Origin of the sequence: Catenibacterium sp. CAG:290, from assembly GCF_000437715.1 — a bacterium.
Lineage (GTDB): Bacteria > Bacillota_I > Bacilli_A > Erysipelotrichales > Coprobacillaceae > Catenibacterium > Catenibacterium mitsuoka_A.
On record NZ_FR898811.1, the window covers coordinates 26,500 to 39,879 of the forward strand.

10 protein-coding genes are annotated in these 13,380 nt (G+C 33.8%); 1 reads left to right on the forward strand and 9 read right to left on the reverse strand.

Annotated elements, in window-relative coordinates:
• Positions 1-347: 347 nt before the first annotated feature.
• The 7 genes from QVO42_RS05205 to QVO42_RS05235 all read right to left on the reverse strand — a co-directional run bounded on the left by QVO42_RS05205 (position 348) and on the right by QVO42_RS05235 (position 11,113).
• Entirely contained in the window at positions 348-2,879 is a 2,532-nt protein-coding gene (locus QVO42_RS05205) for a hypothetical protein (RefSeq protein ID WP_022425095.1), read from the reverse strand.
• Between the two features lie 649 nt (positions 2,880-3,528).
• Positions 3,529-4,377 (reverse strand): alpha/beta hydrolase, encoded by an 849-nt coding sequence (locus QVO42_RS05210; RefSeq protein ID WP_022425096.1) that lies wholly within the window; start codon positions 4,375-4,377, stop codon positions 3,529-3,531.
• A 29-nt stretch (positions 4,378-4,406) separates the two neighbouring features.
• Positions 4,407-4,559, reverse strand: coding sequence for a hypothetical protein (locus tag QVO42_RS05215; protein ID WP_022425097.1), 153 nt, complete (start codon positions 4,557-4,559; stop codon positions 4,407-4,409).
• Between the two features lie 445 nt (positions 4,560-5,004).
• On the reverse strand, positions 5,005-5,871 hold the full coding sequence (locus QVO42_RS05220; RefSeq protein ID WP_217747645.1) for a LysR family transcriptional regulator: 867 nt from the start codon (positions 5,869-5,871) through the stop codon (positions 5,005-5,007).
• 30 nt (positions 5,872-5,901) lie between these two features.
• The gene (locus QVO42_RS05225; protein WP_022425100.1) at positions 5,902-7,893 is read right to left on the reverse strand and encodes an oxidoreductase; all 1,992 of its coding nucleotides are present in this window, start codon (positions 7,891-7,893) and stop codon (positions 5,902-5,904) included.
• Positions 7,894-8,279: 386 nt separating this feature from the next.
• Positions 8,280-9,824 (reverse strand): glutamine-hydrolyzing GMP synthase, encoded by a 1,545-nt coding sequence (gene guaA, locus QVO42_RS05230; protein WP_022425101.1) that lies wholly within the window; start codon positions 9,822-9,824, stop codon positions 8,280-8,282.
• A 20-nt stretch (positions 9,825-9,844) separates the two neighbouring features.
• The gene (locus QVO42_RS05235) at positions 9,845-11,113 is read right to left on the reverse strand and encodes an adenylosuccinate synthase (protein WP_022425102.1); all 1,269 of its coding nucleotides are present in this window, start codon (positions 11,111-11,113) and stop codon (positions 9,845-9,847) included.
• A gap of 136 nt (positions 11,114-11,249) precedes the next feature.
• On the opposite strand from QVO42_RS05235, the gene QVO42_RS05240 reads away from it, so the two are divergent.
• Positions 11,250-11,807 carry a hypothetical protein gene (locus QVO42_RS05240; protein WP_022425103.1) on the forward strand — a complete coding sequence of 186 codons (558 nt, stop codon included), beginning with the start codon at positions 11,250-11,252 and terminating at the stop codon, positions 11,805-11,807.
• On the opposite strand, the gene QVO42_RS05245 is transcribed toward QVO42_RS05240, so the two are convergent.
• Both QVO42_RS05245 and QVO42_RS05250 read right to left on the reverse strand, forming a co-directional pair.
• A complete protein-coding gene (locus tag QVO42_RS05245; protein WP_022425104.1) occupies positions 11,802-12,851 on the reverse strand; it encodes a molybdopterin-binding protein in 1,050 nt (349 codons plus the stop codon). The two genes, QVO42_RS05240 and QVO42_RS05245, sit on opposite strands and share 6 nt — an antisense overlap.
• The gene (locus QVO42_RS05250; RefSeq protein ID WP_022425105.1) at positions 12,848-13,327 is read right to left on the reverse strand and encodes a GNAT family N-acetyltransferase; all 480 of its coding nucleotides are present in this window, start codon (positions 13,325-13,327) and stop codon (positions 12,848-12,850) included. The genes QVO42_RS05245 and QVO42_RS05250 overlap by 4 nt, the downstream gene beginning before the upstream one ends.
• Between the last annotated feature and the right edge of the window lie 53 nt (positions 13,328-13,380).

The window sequence follows — 13,380 nt, forward strand, 5'->3', positions numbered from 1 at the left end:
TTGTGACATGCAACAAATATACTAAAATTTGTGTAATATTACTAAATTTCTATGATAAATTCAACATTTTTTATAAACTCTAAAAGGCCTATATTTTATACAAAACAGTTACATATAGAATCAAAAAAAACAGCCTATTTAACGGAGATTTCTCCATTTAATAGGCTGTCCTATAGTATTCATATTCAATTGTTGAATGAGATATATTTTCAAAATAAACGGAATATAAATGCAAATATATCCATAGTTCACTTTTTTGAATATTGTCTTGTTTTTAGATAAATGTTACATAATATTCCTAAATCATATTTTTATGATCTAAGATTTTTATAGTTTGAGATGAGAGATTAAGCTCTTACCTTCTTCTTACGTAGCACATATGCACAGCCAACTAATAATGCAAGTGAACCAATTGCAGCAACCAATGATGTAGTTACATCAGTTGAATCACCAGTCTTAGCTGTACCCTTCTTATCATCAGTTTTAGTTGTTACTGTTGTAGTATCTTTTTTATCTGAATTAGATGGGGTAACTGTAATATTTGGTTTTTCTGAATCAGATGGATTTGGTTTTTCTGGTTCAGATGGGTTTGGCTTTTCTGGTTCAGTTGGTGTTGTTGGTTCAACTTTCTTAACTGGAGAAGTCATCTTCCATAACTGAGTTCCATAGAATGGGTTAGCTGTACCAATAGCCATCCAATCATCACCTGTTGCGAAAGCACGTAAACCATGGTTATATGGATCACCAAAACCATTTGTAGTAATAGTTGTAAATGATTCACCATCAGCTGATGTATACATATCAAAACCACGCTTAGCTTTAGATAAATAATTTAATACCTTACCAAATGCAATTAAATTATCTTTCTTTGTGATTGTCATGAAATCTTCAAATAATTTCTTTAACTTTTCAGGAAGCTGAGAAGAAATCTGTGTGTAGTGTTCATATACTTCAGCATATTCATCTGCGAATTCCTGAGAACCTTTTTCATCTAAAGAAGATGATAATGGATCTAATCCTGAAACCATAGTAATAGCATCATTTGATGCTTCATCACTTAAGCTATTTGCTTTAATAGAGCCATCTTCAAGACCATTCACTAAAGCCTTTACCTGATCATCAGAAAGTGTAACAGCTTCAGCATTATCACTATTTAAAGAATATGTTGATGTGCTATATCTTTCAGTTGCAGATTTAATAGCCTTCTGTACCTTTTCAGATGCAGATAAATCTTCTTCAGTATCCTCATCAACATCTGCTTCATCAGAATCTGTTTCAGCAATTGGCTGAGTTGGATATTTAGCGTTCTTGCTTAATACTAATTCAATGAAAACCTTAAGATAATTCATCTGTGATTTCCATTCTTCTTTAGACATTTTTAATAAATCACCATTTGTGAACTGTCCGATAGGCTGTAATAAGCTGCTGCTGTCAAATGTACCAAAGTACATCTTTCCATCAAATACAGTAGACTGCCAGATATACTGGTTTTCATGACGTCCAAATCCAGAACCAAGTCCAGAAATGCCACCTTTAGGGAACATCTTAGTTGCATCACCTACAACTAATTCCATGTTTTCATCCTTATCCATACGGTAAAGACTTACAGACTGTTCTAAGTTCTTAGCTAAGAATTCTACATTCTTTTTAAATACTAAATCTTCTAATGCGATTTCGATATCTTCATATTCACCAATATAAAGATGATCATTGTATACTAACATGTTACATGCACCAGCACGTGTACGTTCTGGATCGATACCAAATGTGTATTTAGCTCCATCTGCTTTATCACCTACAACCGGTCTCCATGTCCAAGAGCCATCTGCTTTTTCTTCACCACATACAATCGCAAATGACTGCATTGTATGTTCATCAGGTTTGTTTTCCGGTGTACCAGTACATAAAGCAACATAAAGCTTGTTATTGAATTCCACCATTTCCCAGATAGAACCACCATAGATACTATCTGTATAATGATATGCAGGATAATTAAATAAATCCTTCTTAGTTGCAATCTTCTTGAATGAAGACTGACCTGCTGATGGGTCTTTAGACTTTAAGATATAAGGTCCATCAACACCTACACAGCTCGCAATGAATTCACCGTTGAATTCTGTCATACCACGGATACCAGTACTGATACCTTCTTTATAGGCAGCACCTAGTTCCTGTGGAGTAATACCAGTGTAAACACACTTGATATCATCTGTCTTAGGATCGATGCAATAAATGCTAGGTAAACCTGCCTTAGCACCTTTATTACGTACAGAACCACAGAAATAAAGTTTATCCTTATAACGCATAGCGTTTCTGAAAAGTGGCCCTTTACCATTTAAAGACTTAGACATTAATAACTTAGTTTCACCAGTCTTAACGTTTACTTTACAAAGAATACCGTCAGAATCTTCATCTGGAGTACCATCTTCTTTTTCATGTCCATAGAAGAATGTTCCATTGAACATCGCTTTAAGTGCAGCAGTCATAACATCCTTATCGAATTTATCACCAAGAGTAGTATCCATTAATGTTAATGTATTACCCATTGCTGCATAACAAGTACCAACATACATCCAATCACCATAAGATGCTGCAGACCAAGCATAACTCTGTCCCTGATCTCCTTGTCCTGTTGCACCCTGGTCCTGACCTGTAATGCCAACATTTCCACCACCTAGGTAATCAACAATACCATCAGGTGTAGATACTGCTTTGTCTGGATGAGATAACTTAGCAAAAGTATAATTACCATTGCTGTAAGTTACCTTTGGTTGAAATTCAGAAGTATCTCCAGCTGCACTTACGGCAGAAGCACTGGAAAATGCAAGTGTAAGTGCTACGAAAGTTGCCCCAAATTTCTTAAATAGGTTTTTATTCATAATTTCCCTCCTCAATATATATTGTATTGCATTCCGTTCTATCTGCAATCCTATCATTAATTTATTTGAATGTAAACCGTTTGCAAAAAATACAAATTATACAAAATGACCTATTTGTACAAATAATTACTTATAAGTATTTTGTTTATATATGTTAATATTATAAAATCAATATTCAACTTATATTTTTTCATAAAAAAAAAGATTGTCTATTTCATTTAAAATCAACAATATTCGTCATTTTATTTCACTAATACTCAATTATCTTTATTAGTGTTTCTCTTTAATTACTTTTACTCTTTTTATGCTAGTATTATTCAGTGGTAAATTTAAATGCTTTTTTTAGCATTATCATAAACAAACATAGGATGAATGATGCACTTCCTAGACTTAGTCTTCCCAACACGCTTAACTAAGTAATACTTATGACAGCTTCAACAATCACACGAAAAGCCGGCAGGCCATTTCACTCGCTTCTTCCATTTAATAGACTGTTTGACAATATTTATATTCAATTGTTGAGTAAGATATACTTTCAAATTAAACGGAATATAAAGAATTTAAGGTTTCAGAAATAATAAAAAAACAGCACAATTACTTGTGCTGCCTAATATAGCTCTTTATCCATTATCAAGAAAGAACTAAATTCTTAATCCTGTTTATGTTTTTTTAAAAAAGTAATAATTGTATGATAAACATCTTCATTATAAAAAATACTTCTTCCATGATCTGCATCATGAACTCTACCAAAGGTTACCTCGTAATGATATTCTTTTAATTTTTCATAGAGTTCTATACTTTGGGTAATAGGTACAACATGGTCTTTATCCCCATGTAAAATAAGAAATGGTGGTAATTTCATATTTTCTTTTAAATAGGTCATTGGTGATACTTCAATTAAAAGTTCTTCATCTAAAGAGCCTAAAAAGTCACTTAAATTTTCTTTTTCATACCAATCATATTTAGAATACCAATCATTAAATGTCATAAAATTTGTAATACCATATAAATCAATAATGCCTTTAAACGAATAATTATTTTGTAAAGCTACTAATAAAGCAATATGTCCTCCTGAAGAATCTCCACTTAAAAAGACATTTTTAAAATCAATAGGATAGTTTTGATAGTTTTCTTTTAAAAACTCTATTGCTTTTAATACATCATTGACTTGAGTTGGATATTTTTTATCTGGTGCACCATGATATTGAACAATGGCATATGCAAATCCAGCTTTAACAATAGGCATAAAATCAAAAATATGATCACTCATATCTTGATGATACCATCCTGATCCTTGTACATGAACAACAAGAGGATATTTTCTTTCTTCATCTAAAATTGTATTTGGAAATAAGAAACGAATGATACATCCTGGTTGATATTCTATATCATACATTCGACATCTTAAATTTTCCTTATTACCTTTAAGTTCTAAAGCCCCTTCTATTTCCATCGTATATCTAGGAAATGTTTCATAAGAATAATCTTTTACTTTCATTTAATAATCCCCCTATTCTATACTTTCAATTATTTTTTAACTAAATTCACAGAAATAATATCATAATTATTTTCATGAGGTGCTAATGCATAAGCATAAGAAACATCTCTTGTTTGAGTCGTTGGATCATTGATCCAGTCTTTACATAAACTATGAATTTGATTAATTCCTGCATAATCCATTAATTCCACTTCCTGCAAGTATTTCTATGCAAAAACGAAAAATCCAGCCATATTAATAGAAAACTCATTACATTCCTGATTTTCAATAATAGTAGAAGTATCATAAAGTACACATAAATTCATAACTATCCCATTCACACATCTTAGAAATTCCTTATACACTTTAGAAATTGTTTCATTAATATGTTTTTCTACAAATTCTATATCTTCTTTTGTGGCTGGATCATTTTTCTGTATATAATCAATATTATTGTACTCATAATTTTACTTTCCTGATAGTTATTATTGCATATTCTACTCATTCTTCCAATGTATTTCCCATATTAAGAAATTATTCCAAGAATAGAGTCATATCCCCATTAATACAGCATTCGTCGCAATAAAAAAACCGTGTAAATCAATTTTGTTCACACGATTTTTTATATAGTTTCAAACAAACCTTTAATTAGATTTGTGGCAATAATGCAGCTTGAAGCTTTTTTATTGAATCATCTTTAGAATTTTTTCTAAAAGTACCATAAATATCCCAATGATAGGGCTCTTCAAATGCAATTGCCTTTAATCCTGCTGGTGCTTCATCTTCAAATTTTGGTGAAATCGCAATTCCTATTTTTTGTCTACATAAATGCATCAAGGTTCCGCCATCCATGGTTTTTGCTTTTATGTTTGGAGTAAACCCCTTTATTTTACAGGCTTTAATGAAATCATTATATATATGAAAACTCTCATTCATTATTATAATATTTTCATCCCTCAGCATGTCTAGAGGGATTTTTTCCTTCTCATAATAAGGATGTCCTTCATATACATATAAAACAAGATTACATTGACATAATTTTACTTGTTCTAAATTAGGATAATCATGTAGTCCAACAACAATACCATACTCAATATCATAATTAAGAAGCTTATTTATGACTTCTTCATTACTGTACTCACTCCATTCTACATGAAGAGTTTTATTTGAGTTTGCAAAATCTAATATTGTCTTAAGTTGAATAGCCTTTAAGATACCACTTGCACAACCAATTCGTAAGCGATTTATTCCGTTATTAAGATTATTTATTTCAGTTTTAATATGAGCATCCTGCAAAACTAATTCTTTGCTCCAGTCATAAAATAATTTTGCACTATCTGTAGGAATGACACCATTTTGAGAGCGAACGAAAAAAGTTGTGTTATACTCGTGTTCAAGATTCTTGATGATTTTACCAAGACCTTGTGCAGAAATAAATAAATGTTCAGCTGCTCTATGCATACTATGCATTTCATATACTTTCTGAAAATATATAAAATTCTTTATATCACCCAATTTAAATCACCAGTCACCTTTATATCACTATTAAATATGGTTAGCTACTTCGAATGCATCCCAGATTGCATACATGATGTTGGATACTTTTTTTGCATCTCCAAGCAAATAAAGATCAGGAATATCAAACTGAAGATTATTATAAAGTGTATTCTCTTCTTTATATCCAACTGAAAGGATAACACTATCACTCATAATAGTCTTACTACCTTCTTTAGTATCTACTTTCACTTCTCCATTCGCAAATTCTGTAACCTTTGCACCTGTGATAATTTCTACTCCATTAAATGGTAGCAATGCTTCCAACATTTCTTTATTTGCAGCACAAAGTGGACCATTTACAGCCATTACCTTATCTAATGCTTCAACAATTGTAACATGAATTCCATTCTGCGCCAACCACAAAGCAGTTTCACAGCCTACAAGTCCACCACCTACAACGACAGTTTTCTTTCCAGCATCCTTCTGTTTCAATAAAACTTGTTCTGCTGTATAAGTATGTGAATCATCACCCAAAGAGAATACTTTTGGTTTAGATCCTGTCGCAAGAATCACAGTATCATAATCCATAGCTTTAATTTCTTCTTCATTAAGTTCCGTATTCAAATGAACATGTACACCTAAACGATTCAATTCATTTGTATACCAATCTGCTAATGCAATATCATCTTCTTTAAAATCAGGAGCTCCACCTGGAATTAAATTACCGCCAAGTCTGCTTCCTTTTTCATAAACTACTGGTTGATGTCCTCTGATAGCTAATACACGTGCAGCTTCACAGCCTGCAACACCACCACCTACAATCAACACTTTCTTTTTCTTTAAAATAGGCTCATATGCATTAACACGCTCTCTAGCTGCCTGTGGATTTACAGCACAATTAAGAAGAGAATATGAAGCAACTCTTCCCATACATCCTTCATGGCAAGAAATACATGGACGTATCTGTGTGATTTTACCACATCTTAATTTATTACAATAATCTGGATCTGCTAGTAGTGGTCTACCTAGATCAATAACATCACATTCACCATTTTCAATAGCTTCTAATGCCATGTCTGGATTATCCATACGGCCTGCACAGAATACTGGGATATCTACTACTTCTTTTACCATTTTGCAGTATTCTCTGTAAAGTCCTTTCTTTTGATACATAGGAGGATGATTCCACCACCAGGCATCATATGTTCCAACATCAGTATCCAACGCATCATAGCCATAGCTTTCAAGTAATTTAGCAGCTTTTAAGCCTTCTTCTGTGTCTCTGCCCTTTTCTTCAAAATCTTCTCCTGGTAATGCCCCAACACGCCAATCTTTTATCATACTTTTTAAACTAAAACGAAGTGTAACAGGGAAATCATCACCACATGTTTTTTTAATTTCTTCTACTATTTCCTTTGCAAAACGAAGTCTGTTTTCAAGAGAACCTCCATATTCATCAGTTCTTTGGTTAAACATTGAAATTGCAAATTGGTCAATTAAATAACCTTCATGTACAGCATGAATCTGCACACCATCAAAACCTGCTCTTTTTGCATGGAAAGCAGCTTCACCAAACTGTTTTACAATAGCATGAATTTCATCTATAGTAATGGCACGACAAGTCTTATCTAACCAGCGATGTGGGATTGCAGATGGTGCAATAGGTGGAATATCACCTACATTTGTAGGAATAGTCACACGACCAAATCCTCCTGATAACTGTAAAAAGATTTTACTTCCATATGCATGAATTCGCTCTGTCATTTCTCTACTTGTTTTCACAAAGTTAACAGGCTTGTAAAGTGGATTAGGAACAGTTGTAGGGTCCTGTTTTTCCACAACCTGATCAAAAAATGTGACACCTGTAATAATAAGTCCAGTTCCACCCTTTGCTCTTTCTACATAATAATCAATGCCACGCTGGTTCCAGCCACCATTGGCATCTGCAAGACCTAAAGGTCCCATTGGAGCCATCGCAAATCGATTTTTAATAGTTATACTTCCAATTTTTATTGGACTAAATAATTTTGAATATTTCATAAAATTTGCATCCTTCCTTGTTATTTTATTCTCATGACTACATGATAACATATGTCTTTAGGACTTAATATCAATGAAACGTTTACAGTTATAAACAAATATTTTCTACATACTACTAAAGGTATCAACCTGTAAAAAAGTTGATACTTTTATAATGTGTGGCATAAGCCACATATTTAATGAACAAACTTTTCATGATATTTAATATGTTTTGTATCTGAAGCACATAGGTTGTGTTAAACCTAACAAATATCTTTACTTAAACTCAGATAAATATCACATGACATATCGTTATGGAATTTTTGCTGAATAAGATAACTTAAAGCAACAATTCACTTAAAAAGAGCGATAAAAAAAGAAGCGATATTCTCGCTTCTTCCAATGGTTTATTCGAATTCAATAGTTCCAGGTGGCTTAGATGTAATATCATACATTACTCTATTCACACCACGTACTTCATTGATGATTCTATTCATCGTCTTATTTAATACTTCATAAGGGATTTCAGCTGCTTCTGCAGTCATGAAATCAACAGTATTAACAGCTCTTAATGCAACAGCATAGTCATAAGTTCTTTCATCACCCATAACACCTACTGACTGCATATTAGTTAATGCTGCAAAATACTGACCGATAGAACGATCTAATCCAGCCTTTGCAATTTCTTCTCTATAAATCGCATCTGCATCCTGTACCATACGTACCTTTTCTGCAGTGACTTCACCAATGATTCTAATACCAAGACCTGGTCCTGGGAATGGCTGTCTGAATACTAAATATTCTGGAATACCAAGTTCAAGACCAACTTTTCTTACTTCATCCTTGAATAAGTCTCTTAATGGTTCAATGATTTCTTTGAAATCTACACAATCAGGTAATCCACCAACATTATGGTGAGATTTGATCACTGCAGATTCTCCTCCAAGACCGCTTTCTACAACGTCTGGATAAATAGTACCCTGTACTAAGAAATCAACGGCACCAATCTTCTTTGCTTCTTCTTCAAAGACTCTGATGAATTCTTCACCGATGATTTTTCTCTTGCTTTCAGGTTCAGTCACACCCTTAAGCTTAGAATAATATCTTGCCTGTGCATTCACTCTAATGAAGTTTAAGTCATAGCTGCCATCTTTACCAAATACAGCTTCAACTTCATCACCTTCGTTTTTACGAAGTAAACCATGATCTACAAATACACAAGTTAACTGATTTCCGATAGCCTTAGATAATAAGACTGCTGCAACAGAAGAGTCAACACCTCCAGATAAAGCACATAATACTTTACCATCGCCAACTTTTTCTCTGATTGCTTTAATAGATTCTTCTACGAAAGAATCCATCTTCCAGTCACCAGAACATCCACATACATCGATTACGAAGTTTCTTAACATCTTCTTACCTTCTGCTGTATGTAATACTTCTGGATGGAACTGAATACCATAAAGGTTCTTTTCTCTGTTTTCACATGCTGCAACTGGACATTCATCAGAATGTGCTACAGATTTGAAACCAGGAGCTAAAGCTGAAATATAGTCATTATGACTCATCCAGCATACTGTCTTTTCAGATACATCTGAGAATAATGGTGAAGTTGTATCAACAACGATTTCAGTCTTTCCATATTCTCTAGTAGGTGCAGCTTCTACATTACCACCTAATACATACTGCATTAGCTGAGCACCATAACATAAGCCAAGTACAGGAACACCACATTCGAAAAGTTCTTTTTCACATGTTGCAGCTCCTTCTTCATAGCAGCTATTAGGTCCACCAGTTAAGATGATTCCCTTAGGGTTGAGTTCTTTGATTTTCTGCATAGCAACCTTATATGAATAGATTTCACAATATACGTTGCTTTCACGAACTCTACGCGCTACGAGCTGATTGTATTGGCCACCAAAATCAATAACCAGTACTAATTCTCTCTTCATAAGTTCTCCTTTACTATTTATTAAAATACTTCCTTAAGCACAATTGTCTGAGTACGATCAGGTCCAACTGAGAACATAATCACTGGGCAGTGAATAAGTTCTTCAATCTTCTTGATATAGTTCTGAGCATTAACAGGAAGTTCTTCAAATGAAGTGACATTTGTGATATCTTCCTTCCAGCCTGGTAATTCTACATAAACTGGTTCTACTCTTGCTAATTCTTCAATTGTAGAAGGTAAACCATGAATTTCTTTACCATCTAACTTGTAAGCAGTACAAATCTTAATAGTATCTAAACCACTTAATACATCTAACAACATTAATGAACATCCAGTTAATGAAGCCATTCTTCTTGACTGGTTAACGACAACTGCATCGAACCATCCAATTCTTCTTGGTCTCTTAGTTACTGTACCAAATTCATGACCTGCATTTCTGATATAATCACCTAATTCACCTTCAATTTCAGTAGGGAAAGCACCAGAACCAACACGAGTAGTATAAGACTTAATAACACCTACTACATCAGTTAAATAAAGAGGACCAATGCTTGCACCAGATGATACACCATTAGCACCTGGGTGAGAACTTGTTACATATGGATAAGTACCATAATCAATATCGAGCATAGTACCCTGGGCACCTTCAAATAAAATCTTCTTCTTTGCCTGGAATGCTTCATCTAATAAGATACCAGTATCACAAACCATAGGTTTGATTACTTTAGCATATTCCTTATATTCTTCAAAGATTTCTTCTGCAGTACACTGTAATCCAGGATACTGTTTCTTCTTGAATGCTAATGTTTCTTCAAGTCTCTTCTTAAATAATGGTTCATTAATAAATTCACCAATACGAATACCGATACGGTCATATTTATCTACATAAGTAGGTCCAATACCTTTCTTAGTTGTACCGATACTTGCAGCACCACGCATTTCTTCTTCTAATTCGTCAATTTCAATATGATAAGGTAAAGTGACATGTGCACGATCTGAGATGTGCATCTTATCAGTCTTGATACCTGCATCATTTAAATACTTCATTTCTTCAAGTAAAGCTTTAGGATTGATAACCATTCCGTTACCTAATACAACTTCACCAGTTGTAAAGATTCCGCTAGGAATAAGTCTTAAGGCAAATTTCTGGCCATTAAATTTAATAGTATGACCTGCATTATTACCTCCAGAATATCTCACTACTAGATCTGCCTGCTGTGCAAGATAATCTGTAACCTTTCCTTTTCCTTCGTCGCCCCACTGGCTTCCAACAACAACGACTCCTGCCATTTATGTTCATCCTTTCTTTCATTAAAATACAACTATATTATAGAGGATAAAGAACATTATGTAAAACATAAAACTCTCGTTAAATCAATGAAATTATATGAATAAGTGCTATAATCAAATCACACGAGGTGATTTGATGAAAAAACTAGCAGTTCTATTTCCTGGAATTGGTTATCATTGTGATAAACCACTCCTCTACTACTCTAAAAAATGTTTATCAGCCTATGGCTATGAGATCATTGAAGTGAATTATAAACACTTTCCTCATATGAAAGATAAAGATGAATTAATTAAGCAGGCAGAAGATATTGGTTATAAGCAAGCTGAAGAAATTCTTAAAGATATTCCATTTTCTACTTATGATGAAATCCTATTTGTATCAAAAAGTATTGGTACTGCCATTAGTGCACGTTTCAATGAAGAACATCATGTGAATGCGTATTCTATTTATTTCACACCACTTTCTGCAACTTTCAAGTATAGCTTAAATGGCATTGCCTTCCATGGTACAAATGATCCATGGGCCAAAACGAATCTCATTCAATGTGCATGTGATGAAGCACATATTCCACTTATTCTCTATCGTGATGCAAATCACTCATTAGAATGCGGAGATGTGCTTGTGGATATTTCTAATCTTCATGACATCTTTCTTCATGTCATAGAAGCGATTCAAACAGTTTATCCACTATAGGGGTAAACTGTTTTTTAAATAACGATAAAGATAAAGCTGTAGTTTGCTTGTTAAACGATTCATTGAAAGATGATAATCCTTCAACATCCCATCTGTAAATCCTTTATCGTTATTCACATGGATAGTGACCTGATCACCTAAAGAGACATGCTCCACCTTAGAATAAATAACTAAGTCAGCATCCTCTTTTACATAAGGCTTAAACCATGTGGGGACATCTATATCCCCTATGAATTGAATAGGGACCATGATGTCTTTGAGGGCTTTTTCTATAGAACCTCCTGGAATCAGATAACCTTTTAATAGTGTTTCTATCTCATTCCTCATTGGGGTCATATGTTGATAAGCTTCTTCTTTTGTTTTGGCTTTAGTCGCTATGCGTACTCTCACAAAGCCTTCTCCTGCATACATTGCAAGAGTGACATCTGTCTGTTTATATTGGGTTTCTGTCAGTTTTTCATCAATCATACTTTCCCCAATACCCATCACTAGAAAGTCTTCCGTATAGATTTGTTCCTGGCGATAGTGTTCTAGATAGGGTTTTAAAGAATGTTCTACGACATAATTGAATTCCTTAGGTGGACCAGGAAGGTTGATGATCATTTTTTCGTCTTTGCTCATTACACAGCCATTGGCTGTTCCTACATCATTCTCTAATATATAAGCATTTTCCGGGAAATAAGCCTGTTTGAAGTTGTTGTCAGAAACAACATCGAGTCCTGTCACAAAGCGACATTTTTCATCCACCTTACGAGCTTCTTCTTCGTTATAGACAAGTTCTAGTCCTAGATATTCTGCTGAGAGTTCCTTCGTTAAATCATCCTGCGTTGGACCAAGTCCTGCAGTAGTGATGACACAATCAGCCCCTCTTTTAAACGCAATATCGAGACATTCTAATAAACGTTGTGGATTATCACCTACAGTCGTCTGATGATAAATATCAAATCCTAATTCCTTACACATCTTAAAGAGTACCGGAGCTTCTGTGTTGATGATTTCACCAAGAAGAAGTTCAGTCCCTACATTAATCACTTCTACATTCATATCTCCAAATACATATCATTCCATTTTGCTTCTCCATGAGTAGAAGAAGAGACACCAAGATGCTTATAGCCAAAACTTTCATAAAAGCCAATCAAGTGATCCTTGCATGTAAGAAATATTCCTTTTTTTCCTCTTTCCTTCGCAAGAGTGATATAACCATTCATAAGCGTATGCGCTAAGCCTTGATGCTGATAATCAGGATGTACATCTAAACCAAAGACTGTCATATAATCACCACTCGGATCATGTAATGAAGCATCTTCATAAAATGCATCTGGTAAGCCTTTAATATTCGATGTATTCCCATTAATAAAGCCAATAACATCTTTATCTTCTAATACAAGAAAGTTTTCTGAAAAGGCATTAAAGCGTTCTTTAAACTGCTCATAAGTCGCTGCTTCAGCTTTAGGAAAACATAGAGACTCTATATGAGAGATAGCTTCTATATCACCTATAACTGCTTGTCTTAATATCATGACATGTCCTCCTTTCAAAATATTTTTTGTATCTTATACAAAAAAGACTTGAT